Here is a 20361-nt window from a genome sequence, read left to right as displayed (position 1 = left end):
AAATGATTTACTTTATTATAACTGATTTAACTGAAAATGCAAGTAAAAACTGCAAAGCTACTGACAAAGTTTATTGTCTTTGCTATAATGTTAGGGTAAAGTTTTAGAAAGAATAGGACCACTCATGAAAGTAGCCAAATTTGGTGGTAGCTCTCTTGCTTCTGCCCAGCAACTAGAAAAAGTCTTTAACATTGTTAAATCAGATAATGAACGACGTTTCGTCATTGTCTCAGCACCAGGCAAACGTTCGGCAGATGACACAAAAGTGACCGATGCCCTGATTAAATACTACAAAAATTATACCGCTAATCACGATGTGACGGCTGATCAAAACTGGATCATCAACCGCTATAAAGCCATGGTTGATGAGCTTGGCTTGTCTAACAAAATTCTTGATGACATCGCATTAGCCATCGTCAGTCTTGCCACTCTGCCGAAAGAAGGAAACGAGTTTCTTTACGATACTTTTTTGGCAGCTGGAGAAGACAACAATGCTAAGCTGATTGCTGATTTCTTTAGACAAAGAGGGTTAGATGCTAAGTATATTCACCCAGAAGAAGCTGGCATTATCGTCACGAGTGAACCCGGTAACGCACAACTTCTGACATCAAGCTATAATGCCTTGCAAAAACTGCGTGATTCTGAAGAAATTTTAGTTATCCCTGGATTTTTTGGTGTGACAGTTGACGGACAAATCTGTACCTTCTCGCGAGGAGGGTCTGATATTACAGGCGCTATTGTTGCAGCAGGGGTTAAAGCTGATATTTACGAAAACTTCACTGATGTTGATGGGATATTTGCTGCTCACCCAGGTGTCGTTGACCAGCCACACTCCATTCCGGAGTTAACTTATCGGGAAATGCGCGAGCTGGCCTACGGTGGGTTCTCTGTTTTACATGATGAAGCGCTCATTCCAGCCTATCGTGGAAAAGTTCCTATTGTCATCAAAAATACAAACAACCCTGATCATCCTGGCACAACAATTGTCTTGGAGAGTCCCAAAAAAGACCAGCCAGTTGTTGGGGTCTCTGGGGATGATAAATTTGTCAGCATCAATATTTCCAAATACATGATGAACCGAGAAGTTGGATTTGGACGGAAGGTCCTTCAGATTCTTGAAGATTTGAATATCCGATTCGAACATATGCCAACAGGGATCGATGATTTATCCGTTGTTGTGCGTGAGCGTGAGCTTAGTCCAATCAAAGAGCAGGAAATCATCGATCAATTAACGCGAAAACTAGAAGTTGATCATGTTGACATTGAACGAGATTTGTCGATTATTATGATTGTTGGCGAAAACATGAAAAATCATGTCGGCGTTGCAGCCACTGCTACTTCTGCTTTAGCTAAAGAGGAGATTAACTTGGTGATGATTTCCCAAGGTGCCAGTGAGGTTTCCGTCATGTTTGTTGTTAAAACAAGCGATGAAAAAGCTGCAGTCAGAGCGCTGTACCGTGCATTTTTTAACTAGAAATTGATTGTGTGACCATCGTTTCAATACTTGGATTATCCATTAAATATTAAAGGCGTGAGAATGAAATAGTCTAGGAGGCTATTTCATTCTCACGCCTTTTTTTAATCTGCCTTGGCAAACTGGCTTTGGTAGAGTTCATAGTAGAAGCCTTTGTCAGCCAGTAAACTGTCATGCGTGCCTTGCTCAATAATCTGACCGTCCTTAAGGACCAAAATCTTGTCTGCTTCTCGGATCGTTGACAAGCGGTGGGCAATGACAAAGCTAGTTCTCCCCTGCATGAGCTTTTTCATGGCCTGCTGGATAAGTAGCTCAAGTCTTGTGTCCACTGACGAGGTCGCTTCATCCAAAATCAAGATTTTCGGGTCTGCCAAGAGGGCACGGGCAATGGTCAAGAGCTGTTTTTGCCCCAGCGAAATGTTGCTGGACTCTTGGTTCATTTCCATCTTGTAACCACCTGGTAGGGTGCGAATAAAGTGGTCCACGTTGGCAGCCTGAGCTGCTACCACCAGCTCCTCATCGGTCGCTGAGAGGTTACCAAACCGGAGATTGTCCTTGATGCTCCCTTCATAGAGCCAAGCATCCTGCAAAACCATACCAAACTGGCGGCGCACCGCCCGTCTATCCAGGTCTCTGATATCTCTACCATCTAGGGAAATAGCTCCCGCAGTCACATCATAAAAGCGCATGAGAAGGTTAATCAGAGTAGTCTTTCCTGCGCCCGTTGGTCCAACGATGGCAATCATCTCACCTGGTTCAACTGTCAGATTGAAATCTCGAATGAGGGGCTTGTCTGGACTGTATTGGAAAGAAACATTGCTAAAGGTCACTTGACCAGTCAAATTGATTTCGTCAGCCGTTTGGGGACTGCTCGTTTCTTCGTTTTCATCGAGAACAGCAAATATCCGTCCTAAAGATGATTTAGCGCTCTGCAATTGTCCCGACAACTGCGCTAAGGTCTGGACTGGCTGACTAATCTGCCAAACGTACTGAACAAAGGCCTGCATATTACCAATGGTCAATCGCCCTGCCAACACCTGAAGCCCACCTAAAAGCGCTAGAACGACATAGGTCAAATCAGAGATAGAGTTAAGCAGGAACATCAGACTGGATAAGAAACTAGCCTTGAAGCCAGCTCCCTGCAGGCTGCTGGTAATGTGGCGAAAATCTCGACTAGATGCTTCTTCACGACCATAGAGTTTGATAATGTTGAATCCCGTCAGATTCTCCTGAACAAACCCGTTAAGGTCTCCTAAAATTTTGGATTGCTCGGTGAAGTATGGCTGAGACAGCTTCAACAAGAACCGAGCCGTCAAGTAGGTGATGGGCATACTAACCATGACCACTAGCGCCAGCTGACTATTGAGCCAGACCATCATGGAGATGACCAAAATTAAACTCAAGACCGCATTAACAATCTGTAAGAAAGACTGCTGAAGAGCATTCGAGACGGTCTCTACATCGGTTGTAAATCGCCCTAAAAGATCACCAAACTGGTGCTGATCAAAATAGGCTACCGGCAGGCGATTGATTTTATGGCTGAGGTCTTGGCGTAAGTCACGCATCGCGCCTTGCACCACCTTAGTCATGTAGATATTGGCCAGGTAAACACCGACTTCAAAGAAGAGGGCACGCACCAGATAGAGCCCTAAAATTAGGGTCACATAGCGATAATTAATGCCTGCACCAGCGACACCTTTCGCCATATCAATCAGGTTTTGCGTCAACTCTGTGATAACTAAACCAATAACAAAGGGTTCCAAAACACCAGCTACAATACTGATGACCTTAAAGAATACAGCTAAAAAGAGTGAGCCTCGATAGCGACTAAGATAAGGCCACAGTCGCTTAAAACCTTGTTCTGTCATTCTTAGCCCTCACTTTCTGTCAAACTCTGGCTATTTAGCTGAGACTCTGCAATCTCGCGATAAATGGCATTGCTGAGCATGAGCTCCTCATGCGTCCCGCGCCCAACAATCTCTCCCTTGTCCAGCACGATAATCTGGTCAGCATCCATAATCGTACCAACCCGTTGCGCCACAATCAAGACCGTCGCATCCTGCGTCACCGCCTTCAACCGCCGCCGTACCTCGGCATCAGTCTTATAGTCCAAGGCTGAAAAAGAATCATCAAAAATATAAATATCAGCTTCCTTGACCACCGCTCGCGCAATCGACAGCCGCTGCTTTTGCCCACCAGACAAGTTACTACCACCCTCTGCCAACAAGCTCTCGTAGCCTTCCTCACGGCTAGCGATAAAGTCAGCTGCCTGTGATACTTGCGCAGCCTGATCTAGCTCTGGCAGGGTCGCCGTTTCCTTGCCGTACTTGAGGTTTTTTTCGATCGTTCCGGTAAATAGCAGAGCTTTCTGAGGAATAAAGCCTATCTTAGACCGCAAAGCCTTGAGGTTGTAGTCACGAACATCGACCCCATCGACCAAAATTTTCCCCAAGGTCACATCATAAAACCGAGGAATCAGGCTGACTAGACTAGATTTGCCAGACCCCGTTGAACCGATAAAAGCGATGGTTTCCCCGGGCTTGGTCTTAAAGGAGATGTTATGGAGAACAGGGCTCTCCGTCTCTCCTGGGTAAGCAAAGGTCACATTGTCAAATTCCAGATAGCCCTTGGTCGCTGTTTCCGTCACTCCATCCTCATTTGGTGCGATAGAGATAGGCATGGTCATCACTTCTCTAATTCGGTGACTAGAGACCGCCATCTTCGGATACATGGTAAAAAGGTTAGAAAAAAGCAAAAAGGAAAACAGCGCATGAAAGGCGTATTCGATAAAAGCAACCATGTCACCGATCTGCAAGTCTCCTCGCGACAGTGGCGGAATGGCAAACCAGACAATGGCGACAATCATGGCGATGATGATTTGCACAAAGAGGGGCTCAGTCAAGGCAGTCAGACGAAACAACTTGCTTGAGGTCTCTGTGAACGACTGGTTGGCCGTCGCAAACCTCTCTTCCTGAAAGTCTTCCCGTGCAAAGGCACGAACCACCCGTAAGCCTGTCAGGTTTTCTCGCACGTACTGGTTAATCTTATCCAGCGTTGTTTGCTGCTGCTCTGATAGGGGCTCCGTTCGTCTAGCGACGTAGACTACCACAGCCACCAAGAAAGGAATGGAGACCGCCACAATCCAAGCCATGGATGGGCTAGTGCGAAGAATCATAACCACCGAAAACAGCATCATTAGTGGGGTAATCATGCCAAGACGCAAGGCTTGATCAGCGAATTGCATGAGCATGTAGGCATCCGTTGTCATCCGAGTAACGAGAGAGGAGACGCCGATTTGCTCGTACTCATGGTGAGAATAAGCCTGAAGCTTGTCGTACATGTCATTACGCATGTCCTGAATCATGGTAGTCGTTAACTTGCTGGTGGCATAAGCCATGGTCAGGCGACCGACCAGACCAGCTAGACTGGCTAACAACATGACCCAAAACCAGCGGTAAAGGGCAGCTTCATTTTGCTGCACCAAGCCGTCATCAATCATTCGTGCCAAAATGGTCGGCAGACCTAGATTGACCACAATAAAGAGTAAAACCCCGACCACATTTAACAAGAGCCATTTGGGGTAATGTTTCAAATAAGACCAAATATATGCCATAAGTTCCTTTCTCGTCTTTCTGGAGTTGCAAGCTCAACAGTAAGTGACCATCACAGCGACTTAACCATCCAGACATCCATTAGGTAGTGTCCTGTTTCTTGGGTCAATGGCTGAGCTAATTGCTTGTAGCCCATCTTCTCATAGAGTTTGAGAGCAGCAGCTAGCTTGGTTGAGCTTTCTAGGTACATCTGCTCATAGCCTGCTTGCAGCGCTTTTTCTTCAATGTATGCCAAGAGCTGGCTGGCATAGCCTTTTCGACGGTAGTTTTTGTCTACATAGAGTTTTTGCAGCTCACAAACCGATTCTGAAATCGGACCAAAACCACCGCAAGCAACGACTTGCCCAGCATCTTTTAGGACAAAGTAGTCTGCTCGCTCCAAATCCGCATAATAACTCGCCAAGTCATCCAACTGCGGGTCAAAATAAGCTGTTCCAGGAAGAGCCAAGCCCTCGTCTTCCAGACAGTAGCGAATAAGAGTGGCCACCGCAGAGTTATCAGTTGGGGTGAGGTAATGAAGTTCCATCTCCTACCCCTCCAACTCACTCAAGTACTCATAGCGCTCGTACTTGGCAAGGAGCTGGTCATTTTGCTCGTCCAACTCTTTTTGCAGGTCGGACAGGCGGGCAAAATCCGCTCCACAGGTCGCCATCTCGCCCTCAATAGCAGCAATCCGCTCCTCCAGCTGGGCAATCTCCTCCTCGATGACCGCCCATTCCTGCTTCTCAAAGTAGGACATGCGCTTGCGCTCTGCTTTTTCCTTCTCCGCCTTTGGTTTTTCCGTTTTTGGAGCAATCGCAGAGCTGTCCAGCTCGAAGGCCTTTTCATCCAGATAATCGGTGTAGTTACCGAAGAACTCCCTAACACCGCCAGCCTCAAAAGCTAGAATCTTGGTCGCCACCTTGTCAAGGAAATAGCGGTCGTGACTAACCGTAATCACAGGACCTGCAAAGCCAGCCAAGAAACTCTCCAGCACCGTCAAGGTGGCGATATCCAAATCATTGGTCGGCTCGTCTAGGAGCAGGACATTGGGCTTTTCAATCAAGATTTTCAAGAGATAGAGCCTTTTTTTCTCGCCACCAGACAGCTTGGCAATCTGGGTGCCATGAGTTGAGCGAGGAAAGAGAAACTGCTCCAAGAGCTCGGAAATGCTGGTGGTGCCGACAGTTGTCTTGACCTCGTCCGCCACCTCTTGCAGGTAGTTGATGACCCGCTTGCTCTCATCCATCCCCTTGAGGTTTTGCGAGAAGTAGCCAACCCGCACAGTCTCCCCCATGTTAACCGTCCCAGCTGTGGCTTGCAAGTCTCCGCTAATCAGGTTGAGCAGAGTTGACTTGCCGACCCCATTGTCTCCGACAATGCCAATCCTGTCCTTATTTTGAATGAGCAGATTAAAATTGCTCAAAATCGGCTTGTCCCCATAGGAGAAGCTGACCTGCTCAAAATTGATGACTTTCTTACCAATCCGGCTTGTCTCAAAGGTGATGTCCAAGTCAGTCGTACTGGTCGTGGTCGCCAAATTCCCCTTCAGCTCATGGAAGCGATTGATCCTAGCTTGTTGCTTGGTCGCACGCGCCTGCGGCTGGCGACGCATCCACTCCAACTCCTGCTTGTAGAGTTGCTTTTTCTTGTGAAGACTAGCCGCATCTCGCTCGTCCTGTTCTGCCCGCAGGCGCACATAGTCTTGGTAGTTACCCTGATACTCAGTAAGGGAGCTGTTAGCCAGCTCAAAGATACGGGTGGCAACATTATCCAAGAAATAACGGTCGTGGGTGATAAACAGAACCGTTTTCTTACTGGTTTTCAAGTAGTTGGTCAACCAAGCGATGGTATCGATGTCCAGATGGTTGGTCGGCTCGTCAAGGAGCAAGAGGTCACTGTCTGACAAGAGCACCTGAGCCAGTTGAACCCGACGACGCAGCCCCCCAGACAGGGAGCCGACGGTGGCTTGCAAATCTGTAATTCCTAACTTGCTCAGAACCGTTTTGACCTCGCTCTCGATCGACCAGACGTCCAGCGCATCCATTTCTGCCATGACCTTTTCCAGCTCTTTCTGGCTCTCTTCTGAATAGTCGAGGAGCAGTGCTTCATAGCGTTTCAGCACTGCCATTTCCCTTAACTCCGATGACAGCACCGTGTCTAAGACGGACTTGCTATCGTCAAAATCAGGCTCTTGGGTCAGGTAGCTGATGGTGTAGCCCTTGGCAGCGGTAAAGGGCGAGCGGTCGCCGTCAAAGCCAGACCGCCCCGACAGAACGTCAAGGAGCGTGGTCTTGCCTGTACCGTTTACCCCAATCAGCCCAATCCGATCCAGCTCATGGACGATAAAGCTGATGTCCCGAAAAACCGCCTTGTCCCCAACGGACTTGGTTAAGTGTTCGATGATAAAGTTTGACATGTGTTTTCTTTCTAAATTAAATGGTGTCTATCTCAACTTTTTTATTAACTGATATGGCCTGCTCAAACACTCTAATCATCATATCAATTAAGTTGCTGCCATTAGCCGTTATAAAATAATCCGATAAATTCGTGATGCCAAGGTGAGTAACATCACCCCAAGGAGGTGTTGCTGACAAATCTTCAAAATCCCAAATGACTTGACTAGGTGGAAAAGCAGTCAGGGCTCATCTAATGGATTGCATTCCCAATTAAGGCTTGGTTCAAATCAACTTCCTCAACAAGTACTTGATACAATTTGTTCATGATGACTGGATACAAACCTCCCCAGGTGCTATTTCCCAAACGAATAAAACAACTGGGGGAAAGCGAATTGAAAAGCTCCTACCAAATGACCACTTCAAGCCTCATTAACTTGGGAGTTATCTTTAAACAAGGAACTCCTTTTATGTCATCATATTTCTTAAAACACCAGAGGCACATCACCATATAGCCAGATTCTCAAGATTCCAATCACAAATAAATGGGCAGGAAAATAGAGATAAAAGAACCATTTGGACAAGTGACTACTTCCCTTGTTGCCATCATAAGCCATCAAAAGAGGGAGAGATAGCAGTGTGCCGAATTGCAAGAGTCCGTAGAGTCTATCGATGAAAAGGGTGTAGACCATTGCATAGACACTGATCCAAATCAGATAATCCTGAACCTGCTTTTTCTTATCGCCCCGATGCTGATAGAGGAAAAAAGGCATCATGAGGGCAATATTGGACCAGTCTGCGGTAAAGGTTAACACGCAAAAAAAGATGATACTTGCGATTTTCAACCCATTACCAACCCTAGCATTTTTAAAAATAGCAATCAGCAAGACAGACATTGCTAGAGGAAAAAGGACACTCGTCTTGTTAAATAAGCTCCCTGTCATAACATTGAATGGCACTCCTAATCCAAAGCAAAAGGCAAAGTGAGACACCAAAGCAAAGCCAAACAACCGCCAAAAGTACTTGGTAATATCTTTGGTGTAAAAGCAACCTTCTGCAATAAAGTACCACATGATGGGAGCTGTCAGACGACCAATCAAATGTAAGAAGACAGGGAGAGGCTCCTTGACCAATCCAGGAAAGATCAACCAGGCTAAGTGGTCAATTGTCATCGCTACGATAGCAATTAGTTTCAGTTGGTTGGCATTAAATTTCAGTGTTGGCATTTCTTCTCCTAAAATTAGATTATCATTTCATCATCAGACCATACAGGGCACATTAGAATTTTATCAAGATAAGGAGTTCCTAGCACCTTTAATAGCTAACGATTAATAGCTAACGATGAGCGGCAGTTAAACGCTTATCCACAGATAATAGAACTGACAAGGTCAGCCAGAGTTATGAATCGAAACAGGATAACTTTCCAAAAATAGCGGTCAGCTTTCCTCAGCTTGGTTTTTAAATCTAGCTTGCTTGACCCACTCCCAAACTTGCTCCCGCTTATTCTCCACTTCCCCTGCCACAATCGCTCGCTCCAGCTCGTCGAGGATATCACCCAGTTGTGGGCCTGGTTTAATGCCGAAGTCTTGGATCAGGTCTCGCCCGGTGATAGCCATGTCTTGCTTGGAATGGATAGGGAGCTCCTCGTCTAATTGCTGGATCAGCGCTGGCTGGCTGGACAAGCCCTTGGCCTGTCTGAGGTCTTCCACCAAAAGCAGACAGTCCTTACCATAGCGGTAGACCAGCTGACGACTAGGCTCCGCACGCAGACGCTCACTGTAGGCAGACACCAGCTGATCGACCGCTTTCTGAAAGTCATTGGAGGTTTTCCATTTTTTCAGGAAGGCTTTGATGTCTCTGATGTTTAGGGCTAATAGCAAAGCAGCCCACGCCTGTTCGGAGCTGGTAAACTGGTAGCCCTCAGTGAAGTCATCACGCAAGGTCTCAAGCGCTGCTCCTTTTTCAGCCATATCAGGCAGAAAGTCATAGGCACAACTCGCTATCAGACTGGTCAGACCCGCCTGCCAAAACGGCGCGGTCAAGAGCTTGTCAAACTCGATGAAGACCCGCTCCACGGAAATCTTGGCTAACAAGGGTACCAGCTCTGCCATTGCCCCAAAAGTCGCAGGCTCAAGAGTAAAGCCAAGGCTAGCCGCAAAGCGAAAACCACGCATGATCCGCAGGGCATCCTCCTGAAAGCGCTCAGCAGGGACGCCAACCGCACGGAGCAGGCGGTGGTCAAGGTCAGCCAGCCCCTCAAAGAGGTCGATGACCTGACCGCTGCTATCGAGGGCAAAAGCGTTGACCGTGAAATCCCGACGCAGCAAGTCCTCCTCCAGCGAGCGGACAAAGGTCACACCAGACGGACGGCGATAGTCCACATAGACATCCTCCGTACGAAAAGTCGTCACCTCATAGCCCGTCTCACCGTCCAAAACCAGCACCGTGCCATGCTCAATCCCAATATCAACTGTGCGTGGAAAAACACTCTTGACCTCCTGCGGGTAGGCAGAGGTGGCGATGTCCACATCGTGGATCGGACGATCAAGAAGCGCATCTCGCACCGAACCGCCCACAAAATAAGCCTCGTAGCCCGCCGCCTGTAATTTCTCTAAAATCGGCAAAGCCTTCTGAAATTCAGAAGGCAGGGTATATAGTTTCATCATGACTATTCTTATCCTGTTCTCCATACTACCATACTTTATCTCTAATTATACCATATCCTCACTTTTTCATATAGTCCAAACAAAAAACCTCGCCACAAGGACGAGATTGAAATGTGTTAAAATTCAAATTTTGCAGAAGCAAGCATCTCCTGCAAACTAGCCAGAAGACTATCAATATCAGCAATCATCTCATCTATGCCACTTATTTCAATCCGCGGATCACCAGCAGCTGTTTCTACCAAGTCTTGATAGGATTGTCGAAGTGCCTCGCCCTCTTTTTGAACCGTTAAAATGGCATCAAGGTCAATTTCTCCAGTCTCCTGAGCTGGTGCTACAATCTCTTGTTCTACCTTCTCAATCCATGTCTGCTTTTGCTGCTCAAGTTGGTCACAGGTTTGCTTCAACGCCTTTATATTAGCTAACACTTTTGGCTTTTCTGAAGCAGGTTGACTAAGCTTTCTCGGCTTAGCTTCTTTCTGAGTCGTCTCCTTATGCTGATCCTTCTTAGCTTTGAGAAATATCGAACCGACAGCTTTCAGCAAGCGCCACAAAAGCCATAGACCAAAGAATGGAATCAGGATAAACCAGCCCTGAGGAAAGAAAAAGAAAGCTAGGAAGAAAAGAACAAACCAAACCTGACAACCTAGGCATCCTGGTGACTGGTCCGTGCCGTTCAATTGTGACTGGAGAGCTAAAACCTCATCGGCATACTCCTCAACCAACTTTTCTAAGCGAGCTTTTTTGACGGGGTTGTCCTCTGATGCTAAGGCCAGACGAGCCTCACTCAGTCGAGACTTGGCCGCCTCCAAGGATTGGTTGGTCGCCAAATAAGCTGTCTGGTGCTCAATCGCTCGTCTAGTCTCTCGCTGTTCTCGTGAAATAAAATCCCTATCTCTCCAATCCATTCACCATCTCCTTTTTCATTTCCTAATCTTTCGTCACCGTTATGAGAATCTGATGAAGTATTCGCTCCACCGCCTCCAGCTCGACCACAAACCACTCCGTCGCCTCGACTGCTCTGCCCTTGGCGTCAGCCACCTGCAACCGCACCCGCTTGTCGGCAAGGGCATGGTGGATGACCTTCTCCAGCTTGTGGGCGTCAAGGTTTTTGATCTCGTAGGAGCGGACCAACTGGACGGGGGCATAGAGGTAAGTGGCCTGGGTCTCAGTACCTGCCAGGCGCTTTTTCAGGTCTGTCGCGACACCAATCTTATAGAGGTTGGGCAGATCGAGAAAGCGCTGATCCTGTCCAGCATAGCGGACGATGTAAAGGTGACCAGTCGTCACTCCCTCCCCCATCAGGTCAATGTCCTCTAACCTCTCGGTGACAAACTGCCCCTGCCGTTTCTTGTCATAGAGGGAAGAGATGAGACTGAGGAGCCAGACCTGATTTGCCGTGCCATTTTCATAGACCACATGCACCTTGTGCTTGCGGTTGGTGCTGGCTGGGTAGTCCTGCCCTGTCTCTGGGTCATAAAGCCGTGCCACATGGAGCATGACCCCCTTGTCCACATAGAAGTTCCCCTGCTTGATAGGGTTTTTCTGGCTGATTCGATTGAGGTTTTCCACCTCTTCGACGGCTTTCAGTTGCCGCTTGCCACTAGCCAGATCCGCATGGACTTGGGCAAAGAGGTCACGGTAACGGTCAAAGCTTTGTCCCATCCGCCGTCGTTGGCTGGAGGTCGTCTGCGCTAGTCGACTGACAGTATCGGCATAACGGCTGGTGTCAAAGAGTTTCTCGTCTCGTCCCAGATCCACAAAAAGCTCCTCATCCTCCAAGAGGTCATCAAGGTCACGCCAATCTGTCATGGTCACCTCCTAGCAAGCCCAGCTCATCATAGGGCAGGCACCGCAACTTGCGGCTCTCGTCTGCCCGCAAGCCCTTCAAGTAGCGGTGTTTGAGCTTCTCTGCCAGACTGCCCGTCGCCAAGGGCGCTCTGCCCTGCTCACGCACCCAGTCCAGCAGGGCTTGAAACTTCTCCACTTCTGGGTCAAGGCTGGTCACCTTGACAGGCTTCATCTCCTCAAACATCTCCTGAAAAACAGCGTCCGCAAACACCGCCTCCAAGGTCATAAAGTTATCCATTTGCCCGCTCCCTCTCTTTCTGTCGTCTCAGTTCATCTAGTTTTGCCAAGGCATAGTAGAGCCGTTGCTCCTCCAAAGTCTTGGCATTGCGGTCAGGGTTTCTGCCGTAAATCAGGCGAAAGGCCTTAATCTGCGGTGCCAGCTGGCGGAGGTCTTCTGCTGTGAACTCAAACTTCCTGCTGTCAAAGACCTTGGCAATCAGGCTAAGCGTGTGGCTATCCACGTCCCGAGAGACCACCTCATAGGCTTTTTGGAAGGGGTTGACGCTATCGATCAAATCAATGGTCAAGTCATCCAGGTTGACAAACTTATCCGCCATCTTGAGCAGTTGCTTGTTCTCCTTATCTCGATGGGCGGTCGAGAGGTTGAGGTCAGCGACTAGGTGCTGACGAACCTCCTCGACCTCGGTTTGCTTGAGGTCGGGGTAAATTCTGGCAATGACCTGCGGAATCAACTGCTTGTTGATGACCTTGGCATCTGCCCCAGCAGAAATAGCCGCTTCGACCGTTGTATCCTGCAAGATAGAGGCCTTGAGCTCCACCATGTCCTGTTCGATGATATGCTGGATCCGCTCACTAGATGGCTTTGCCAAGCCCTTAATGTAAATATCTGCGCCTGATGATGTCTGGTCATCCTTGGTCTTGGGCTTGAACTTAAAGACGGGAGCCAAAACGCTTTCCATAAGCAGGCTAGCCGTGATGGCCTTCATGATGTTGTTGACCGCATACTGACTCTCGGCATCGTCCACATCTGGCTGGGCAATGAGGTTGGTAAACTGGGCGGTCGTCTTATTGGACGAATCTCTGGTTACCCGTCCGATAATCTGGACAATCTCCGTCAAGGACGACCGGTAACCGATGGTCAAGGCATACTCGGCATAAGGCCAGTCAAAACCTTCCTTGGCCATTCCCAGAGCGATAATGATGTCCAAATCATCCAGCTCCGTCATCTGATCCAGATAGGCGGTGACCTTATCCCGCCCCTCCTCGGTGACCAGGTCGGCGATTTTCAGCACCTGGCCTGTAGCCGTTCGCAGGTGGATGATGTTGTGCTCGTCCTTGTCAAGGTAGTCGCCCAAGCTATCCAAAATCTCGTCCACCTCACTGTACTTGTCCTTGCTGGACTCGCCAGAATTGACATTGGGGATATGGATAATGGTCTTTTTATCCATAAACTCTGGCAAGAGCTCAGGCAGGGCGGTGCGGTAATGCCCCTGATAGAACTTGTAATGCATGGCAAAGGACTTGAGGTACTGGTAGCCCTCCAGCTGCTCGTAGTAGGTATAGGTCACCCGGTCAAATCTCGCCTCGTCTGCTGGGTCTAGGATGGGCACGCTGTCCCCACGAAAGTAAGACCCCGTCATGGCAAAGATATGAGCCGTTGACAGCTGGAGGATTTCCCGCAGGGCTGTCCCCAAGACCGAACTGTCGTCCTGCGACACATGGTGGAACTCATCGATGGCCAGCAGGCAGTCATCAAAAGCCCCAGCGTCCAGCTGCTCGCAGGCAAAGCGCAGGGTCGCATGGGTACAAATCAAGACACGGTCATCTGGCCTGTCTGAGTGCATAAAGTCGACAAACTGGGTCACCTTGCTCTTGCTGGTGCCTGCTGTGGTCAGGTTGTTGCGCTCTGCTATTTCCCAATCCCAAAAGTAACCATGAGCCTTGAGCTGGGTTGAGCGAAAGGACTTGCCGATAGAGCGCTCGGGAACGGCGATGATGGCCTTTTTCAGCCCTTGGCGGTGAAGCTTGTCCAGGGCGACAAACATGAGGGCGCGGGACTTGCCAGAAGCTGGCGGTGCCTTAATCAGCAGGTGCTGGCTGTCGCGTTTCTCATAGACCCTGGCCTGCATCTCCCGCATGCCGAGGGCATCGGTGTTGACACTGGTCTTGGTCTGACCGTAGGTGATTTCAAAAACTTGGGACATGGCTTTCTCTTTTCTGTTTCGGGGCGGTTACGGGGCTAGGCTTGGCTGATGGGGTCCGAGGCTTCTGAGCTCTTGTCATCAGCCTTTTTGGCACCGACCCCCTTATAGCGCTTGCGGACGGTGTTGAGGTCATCGCGCAGGCTGGCCAGATAAGTCTTTTCAGGGTGGGCAGCCGCATTGACCGCCGTGTAGTCGACCACAAGGCTATAGCGTTCGGTCAGCTCCTTGCGGAGTTGCTTGCTCTGGCTAGGGCTGGTGCTGGTCTGCTCGGTCAGCCGTTCCTGATAAAGGGTTTCAAAGGCAGTCTGGGCTGCCTTGAGGCTGGCGATAGGCTCAGTCAAGTGGAGGGCAGCGATAGCAGAGCGGTAGGTGGACTTGCCCAGCTCCTTGAGGAGGTTGCGCAAGAGCTCCGTCTCCTCCTCATAGCTGGTCTTGCTGGTCAGCTTGTAGTTTTTGAGCAGGCTAGACAAGAGCTGGTGGCTGCTGGCGACAGGCTCGGTCTTGACACTCGAGTAGGCCCGCACCAGCTTGGTCACCGTGGTCAGAGCCAAATCCCGCTCCTTATCCGCAGCTTCCAGCTTTTTAGCTACCTGACTGGCACGGTTTTGGTGGAGACCCGCCTCAAAGGCGGCCAGCTGTTGCTCCATGAGGGGGAGCTGTTTCTTGTAAAAACCGTTATCCGCCCGCTCCACCTTGACAAAGGCGGTGAGAAGGGCGAGGCTTGAAGTCAATAGCTGAGCAGTATTGGCGTTGTCGAGACTTCTCAGATCGAGGGTGCTAATCTTGTATTTGTTCATAAAGGTATCCTTTCTAGGCAGTGCAGAATCAGGTCAAGCTAAGACCTGATAGGAGTTATCCAGCCAGAGACTGAACTGGGGTAAAGTGACATGGAAGTCAGCCAACACGACACCGTACCGAGCTAAAGCCATGTGGAGGCAAGCCAGAACGGAAGCGTACTGAGCTGAATCCAAGTGGAAGTCAACCAGTACGACATGGTACCGAGTAAAATCCAAAAGGAGGGAGGTGAGTACGATATCGTGCCGTTCTGAATCTATATGGAGGAAGAGCAAACGACTTTCTTTCCTAATCCTTGACCATCTCCTTATATCGATTCAACAAATGGCTGAGTCGTTCCTCGTCGTTGGCAAATGGGGTCTCCTTGTAGGCACGCTCGATCAGCTCGTCTAGCTTGCGGTGCTCCTCCCGTAGACTGGCTGGCATGACCTCACGGTTGTAGAGCTCTGCCAGCGTGCCACCCAGCTCCTCCCGCAGTCCCAAGATTTCCATGACCTGCTCCTCCAGCTGGTTTTTCCGCCGAGTGGAGAGTTCAGGCACAGGGAAGGTGTTGTAGACAAGACCAGCGGAGTACCGATAGTCTGTTTTCAACTTACCACCGATGGCACGGAGCCAGACCATGTGGAGACGACTCATCAGAAGCCCCAAAAGCCAGAGAGGAGCGCTGTAGATAGCCATGGCAGAGTCCGATATAATCGTATCTTCCCCAACAATCCCCATAGGCACATACTGACGATTTTCCGAAGAGACACGAGGGACGATGATTTGAATTTCAGTAGGTTCATTCGTTCCAAAAAATTTCCAAGGCATTTTAGCCAAATCATTTGTTGCTGGACGTTTAGATTTTAAACGATGTTGTCGTGTTTTTTCAATTCGAGTTGTAACAAGAGGATTATTTTGTACTTTCAGGTACTCTTGCTCTTTCAACCAAAAAGCGTACCTCTTTTTCCCCTTGATAAACTCCTCTGCTCCGATAAAAATTTTAAGATAAGGTTTTAATTCAGGGTAGCTAGAAAGAGCCTCTTGATACTCTTGTGGACTAAAAATCAAGCCACCCCCATCATTAGGCATGTTACCAAACACCATCTTAGGCAGACCATTCAAGACCTGAGACGAACTGGCGACAATGGTATCATCACCAGCTGTCAGGTAGGGGCTAATATGGTCAACCCCCAGCTGGGTCAGTTGGTCATCGAAAAGGTAGCGGACTGGGGAGGCATTTTGTTTGGTCGCTAAACTGATAATAGCAACCGTCACCCCAGCATTATGGGCAGCCGAGTTGCCCCACTTAAAGGAGGTGTAGGCAAAGTCGATGACCACCCTATTCAAGAGTTCTTGCCAGATGATGGCAACCTGCTCCCCCTGACAGATGGAGTTGGTCGATACAAAGGCCAGTTTACTATTAGCGGTAGTGATAAAGTCTGCTCCCTTATAAAACCAGCCAGCGATATAGTCCATTTTCTTATAGTTACCAGCCTTACCGATAGCCAGTTCTAAGTCAGTCTTCTGCTCCTTGCTCTGCAATTTCGCCCCAATATAAGGCGGATTACCAATCAAATAAATCTCATCATTTGGGCTGTGAGGAAGCACCTCATTCCAATCCAGTCGCAGGGCGTTGCCCTGGGTGATGTTACCCGCGTCCTTGAGGGGGAGAAGGGCTGGCTGGAAGTTGAGGTGGTTCTTCATCTCCACATTCATCTGGTGCTCGGCGATCCAAAGGGATAATCTCGCCACCTCGTGGGCAAAGTCGTCCAGCTCGATGCCGTAAAACTGGTTGAGGCTGATAGCAGACCGTTCAAAGAGGGAGATGCTGTAGTCTCCACGCAGGTCACGGAGGGTTCTGAGCAGGTCGATTTCCAGCCGCCGCATCTCCTTGTAGGTGATGATGAGGAAGTTCCCAGAGCCACAGGCAGGGTCAAAAAAGCGGATCTTGGACAGACGTGTCAGTAGCGCCTCTAACTCCTGCTCGTAGGCACGACGATTGGCACGACGGGTCTGCTCTTGGATGGACTTGTCCTCATTAGCATTGATCGCCTCGACAATCCCCTCATAGGTCGCCCTCAGGCTGTCCAAAAAGAGGGGCTTGATGACCTTCATGATATTGGGTACGCTGGTGTAGTGCATGCCCGCACTAGCGCGTAGCTCCTTATTAGCCACCGTCTGGATCATGGCCCCTAGGATATCAGGGTTAATCTCGTCCCAGTTGAGGAGCTCGCCCGCCTCGATGATCAGCTTTCTGGTTTTTCGGTCAAATTGCAGAGCTGTCCCCGCGTCTGTAAAGAGCTTACCGTTGACATAGGGAAAGGCGCTTAGCCAGTCTGCCTCTCTCGTCCTATCGAAACGGTCAAGACTGGCAAAGACCTGATTGAAAAAGTCGGTTAGGTCACTCCCGTCTTCCTGTGTCCGAGTCTTGATGGCATTGGTCAGGATATTCTTATCCATGATGCCCGTATCCTCGGCAAAGAGCAGGAAGAGTAGGCGAATGAGAAAGAGGTTGAACTCCTTCTCCTCCGTCGTCTGGTCGTCAAACTGGTTGATTTGCCACAGCTCATCGTAGAGTCTGGTGAACCGCTCCGCCGCCTTGATATCGGCAGGGTTTTCCCGTGCGTAGTCCACCTTTTCGATGCCATTCCAGGCCAGAAAAAAGTCTGCGTAGCTCGGCAATTCCCCAAAAGGAATCGCTAGGGTGTCACCTGTTTTAACATCCTTAGCTGCCAACTGGTCAAAGTCGGTCACCATGATGTAGCGAGGCTTGGACTTGACCCCAGCCAACTCCTGCTCGATTTGGTGCACCCTGTTAGCACAGGAGCTGCCCAGCGCCACCTGCTCGTAGTGGAGCTTGTTCTTGATGCTGGTGCCACCCTCTTTCCGCAACTTGGTCACCGTGCTCTTGGGAATGTCATAAAACCCCAAGAAGTCATAGAGGAAGCTGCCCTCATCAGGCTGTGCCACCAAGTCCCTTAACCCGTCTTCAATGCTGATAATGTCTAATCGTGCCATTTGGTTATACTAAGACAAAAGGCAGGCGCTTGACCACCCTACCTCCTGCGAGTAGTTCTGCTCAAGTGCCTGCCCAAATCTTTTTCTCCTTGACTGATAGTTTAAGATAGGTAAGGGAATGTCAATGACCTTACCTATCTGCTATACTAGTATAGCAGCAAAGTTGTCAGAAAATTCAATGCAACAAACCTCTCCTCATCACAAAACAAGAACCATTCTGAACCAAAACCCACCCCTAACCAGACAACACAACACAACACCCGACCAAACTAAATCCAAAAGAAAGCACGACAGCACAACACCGTACCGAGCCAATTCCAAAAGGAGGTAGATCTGTGCAGCACCAATCTACACCCAAGCAAGAAAAGAAAAAAAAGCCCTCTCTGTCGAGAAGACTTTACTGTCTATTCAGGTAGCTGGTTTGTATCCGTCACTTACAACACGTTCTCCAGACCATACACTAGTTGGTCACGCGTGACCACAGCCTTAATCCCGATATTGACCCCGCTCATAAAGGATACACGGTCATAGGAATCATGGCGAAGGGTCAAGCCCTCCCCCTGTGCCCCAAAGATGACTTCCTGATGGGCAACGAGCCCCGGTAAGCGCACGGAATGAATCCGCATGCCGTCCACTTCCGCCCCACGTGCTCCTGCCAGCAACTCCTCCTCGTCAGCAGCCCCTTGTGGCTTGCTTTGGCGGGTCTCACGCAGGAGCTCTGCGGTCTTAATGGCTGTGCCTGACGGCGCATCTTTTTTCTTATCGTGATGGAGCTCGATAATCTCCACATCTGGGAAATACTTGGCTGCTTTCTGGGCAAATTCCATCAAGAGGATGGCGCCAATCGCAAAGTTAGGGGCAATCAAGCCGCCCAGCTTTTTCTGACGAGACAAGTCAATCAGCTCGGCGATTTGTGCCTCGGTAAAGCCAGTCGTCCCTACGACAGGGGCAAATCCCTGCTCAAGAGCAAATCGAGTATTGTTATAAGCGACCGCAGGGGTCGTGAAGTCCACCCAGACATCAGCAGAGAAGCCCACCAAGTCCGCCTTATCGGTGAAGACAGGCACGCCCTCAACCTCTTTTTCAGTCGCAAAAGGGTCCAAGAGACCGACCAACTCTAGCTCAGGGTCAGCCTGTACCATCTGGACAGCTGTCGACCCCATCTTGCCTAAAAATCCTGCAATAATAACCTTAATCATATCACTTCCTTATACAATAGGGGTAATGCCAAAGGCGATGCCCCCCTCACCCAGATGGGTCGCGATGACACTATTGAGCGGTACAATCTCTGCGGATAAGCCCAGCACCGCCAGCAACTGCTGAAACTCTCTCGCCTTATCAAGGGCGTTGGTGTGGAGAATGGCAATCTCATAGTCACCATCGGCTGTTCGCTCTTGCAAAATCTCCACCAGTCGCTTGACTGCCTTTTTCTCCGTGCGAACTTTTTCATATACTGTAATCACGCCCTCTTCATTGAAATAGAGGATAGGCTTGATGGACAGGAGGTTGCCGAGAATGGCAGAGCCGTTTGACAATCGTCCACCCTTCACCAAGTGATTCAAATCATTCGCCATGATAAAAGCGTTGCTTTTCGCGATTTTTTGATTGAGCTTGTTCAACATCGTCTCAAAATCAACTCCCGCATCTGCCCAGTCAAGGGCATTTCGCACCATGCTGGTCAAGGGAACAGAGGTAATCTTACTATCTGGAAAAGCGATAGTCAAGTCACTGTGCTCCTCCATCAAATACTGGATATTTTGGAAAAAGCCCGAAATCCCACTAGAGAGAAATAGACCAATCGCATGAGTATAGCCTTTGTCTGGTAAGCTCGATAAAATCTCATCAAGTTGTGCCACACTGGGCTGGCTGGTCGTTGGCAAGGCTTGGCTAGCTGCCATCTTGGCATAAAAGTCTTCAGGTGTCAGATTGACCCCTTCAACATAGGTCTCTCCGTCAATGGTAATCGGAATATCCAGAACAAATAAGCCTTCGCGACGTCTCAAATCCTCTGAAAGGTAGGCAGAACTATCTGTAATAACAGCTAACTTCATTTAAAACTCCAAACTAATCCCAGGACGATCTAGGGCAACTTCTGTTACTTCATAGGTTAGACGGCGCAACATATCAAGCAGGGGCGCGGATACCTCTTCTACGTCATGTTGCGAAAATTCGCTCGGCGACTCAACCAAACGGTTATGCAAATAGTTAATTTGCGACATCACACCGCTCACTACAAAATCTTGCTGGACAATAATAAAGTGCAAGACCGCCATAAATGTCGTCTTTTGGTTTTCTTCACTCTTTTCTATAAGTTGAAACTTGACTTCTGCATTCGATTCTGGTGCACCATGCTCTTTTTCCCATTCATGATTGCGGGCATCGTAGTGGTAGGCATTAACAAAAACTTGTTCTCTAGTGAGTTCCATG

General features: G+C 49.1%; 18 protein-coding genes. 1 reads left to right on the top strand and 17 read right to left on the bottom strand.

Annotated features, from left to right (window positions below; genetic code table 11):
* The first annotated feature begins 124 nt into the window (after nt 1-124).
* Entirely contained in the window at nt 125-1474 is a 1350-nt protein-coding gene (locus A3GW_RS0105435; RefSeq protein ID WP_018368289.1) for an aspartate kinase, read from the top strand.
* A 104-nt stretch (nt 1475-1578) separates the two neighbouring features.
* On the opposite strand, the gene A3GW_RS0105430 is transcribed toward A3GW_RS0105435, so the two are convergent.
* From A3GW_RS0105430 to A3GW_RS0105360, 17 genes are all read right to left on the bottom strand, one after another.
* Nucleotides 1579-3342: an ABC transporter ATP-binding protein gene (locus tag A3GW_RS0105430; RefSeq protein WP_018368288.1), complete on the bottom strand. Its 1764-nt coding sequence runs from the start codon at nt 3340-3342 to the stop codon at nt 1579-1581.
* A gap of 2 nt (nt 3343-3344) precedes the next feature.
* On the bottom strand, nt 3345-5087 hold the full coding sequence (locus A3GW_RS0105425) for an ABC transporter ATP-binding protein (protein WP_018368287.1): 1743 nt from the start codon (nt 5085-5087) through the stop codon (nt 3345-3347).
* Nucleotides 5088-5137: 50 nt separating this feature from the next.
* Nucleotides 5138-5611, bottom strand: coding sequence for a GNAT family N-acetyltransferase (locus A3GW_RS0105420; RefSeq protein WP_018368286.1), 474 nt, complete (start codon nt 5609-5611; stop codon nt 5138-5140).
* A 3-nt stretch (nt 5612-5614) separates the two neighbouring features.
* Complete coding sequence (locus A3GW_RS0105415; RefSeq protein ID WP_018368285.1) at nt 5615-7483, bottom strand: ABC-F family ATP-binding cassette domain-containing protein; 1869 nt, start codon at nt 7481-7483, stop codon at nt 5615-5617.
* 16 nt (nt 7484-7499) lie between these two features.
* Nucleotides 7500-7706, bottom strand: coding sequence for an Imm70 family immunity protein (locus A3GW_RS12040; RefSeq protein WP_083907118.1), 207 nt, complete (start codon nt 7704-7706; stop codon nt 7500-7502).
* 239 nt (nt 7707-7945) lie between these two features.
* Nucleotides 7946-8686 (bottom strand): TraX family protein, encoded by a 741-nt coding sequence (locus A3GW_RS0105410; RefSeq protein WP_018368284.1) that lies wholly within the window; start codon nt 8684-8686, stop codon nt 7946-7948.
* Between the two features lie 210 nt (nt 8687-8896).
* A complete protein-coding gene (locus A3GW_RS0105405) occupies nt 8897-10123 on the bottom strand; it encodes a CCA tRNA nucleotidyltransferase (RefSeq protein WP_018368283.1) in 1227 nt (408 codons plus the stop codon).
* Between the two features lie 119 nt (nt 10124-10242).
* On the bottom strand, nt 10243-11031 hold the full coding sequence (locus tag A3GW_RS0105400; RefSeq protein ID WP_018368282.1) for a hypothetical protein: 789 nt from the start codon (nt 11029-11031) through the stop codon (nt 10243-10245).
* A 22-nt stretch (nt 11032-11053) separates the two neighbouring features.
* Nucleotides 11054-11935 carry a GIY-YIG nuclease family protein gene (locus tag A3GW_RS0105395; protein ID WP_026216612.1) on the bottom strand — a complete coding sequence of 294 codons (882 nt, stop codon included), beginning with the start codon at nt 11933-11935 and terminating at the stop codon, nt 11054-11056.
* Nucleotides 11919-12212, bottom strand: a complete 294-nt coding sequence (locus A3GW_RS0105390) for a hypothetical protein (protein ID WP_026216611.1) — start codon at nt 12210-12212, stop codon at nt 11919-11921. The genes A3GW_RS0105395 and A3GW_RS0105390 overlap by 17 nt, the downstream gene beginning before the upstream one ends.
* Nucleotides 12205-14139 (bottom strand): DEAD/DEAH box helicase, encoded by a 1935-nt coding sequence (locus A3GW_RS0105385; protein ID WP_018368281.1) that lies wholly within the window; start codon nt 14137-14139, stop codon nt 12205-12207. Before A3GW_RS0105385 ends, A3GW_RS0105390 begins: the two co-directional genes overlap by 8 nt.
* A 35-nt stretch (nt 14140-14174) precedes the next feature.
* Complete coding sequence (locus A3GW_RS0105380; protein ID WP_018368280.1) at nt 14175-14936, bottom strand: DUF6261 family protein; 762 nt, start codon at nt 14934-14936, stop codon at nt 14175-14177.
* 33 nt (nt 14937-14969) lie between these two features.
* Nucleotides 14970-15152, bottom strand: a complete 183-nt coding sequence (locus A3GW_RS11685; RefSeq protein WP_149036273.1) for a hypothetical protein — start codon at nt 15150-15152, stop codon at nt 14970-14972.
* A gap of 70 nt (nt 15153-15222) precedes the next feature.
* A complete protein-coding gene (locus tag A3GW_RS0105375) occupies nt 15223-17934 on the bottom strand; it encodes a DNA methyltransferase (RefSeq protein ID WP_018368279.1) in 2712 nt (903 codons plus the stop codon).
* Nucleotides 17935-18368: 434 nt separating this feature from the next.
* Complete coding sequence (gene dapB / locus A3GW_RS0105370; protein ID WP_018368278.1) at nt 18369-19133, bottom strand: 4-hydroxy-tetrahydrodipicolinate reductase; 765 nt, start codon at nt 19131-19133, stop codon at nt 18369-18371.
* Between the two features lie 9 nt (nt 19134-19142).
* Complete coding sequence (locus tag A3GW_RS0105365; RefSeq protein WP_018368277.1) at nt 19143-19985, bottom strand: DegV family protein; 843 nt, start codon at nt 19983-19985, stop codon at nt 19143-19145.
* Complete coding sequence (locus A3GW_RS0105360; protein WP_018368276.1) at nt 19986-20360, bottom strand: DUF1149 family protein; 375 nt, start codon at nt 20358-20360, stop codon at nt 19986-19988. It abuts the gene before it with no gap.
* Between the last annotated feature and the right edge of the window lies 1 nt (nt 20361).

Source organism: Streptococcus entericus DSM 14446 (genome assembly GCF_000380025.1).
In the GTDB taxonomy this organism is placed as follows: domain Bacteria; phylum Bacillota; class Bacilli; order Lactobacillales; family Streptococcaceae; genus Streptococcus; species Streptococcus entericus.
Note: the sequence above shows the minus strand (reverse complement) of the source record. Positions and strands in the feature narration are given on the sequence as shown.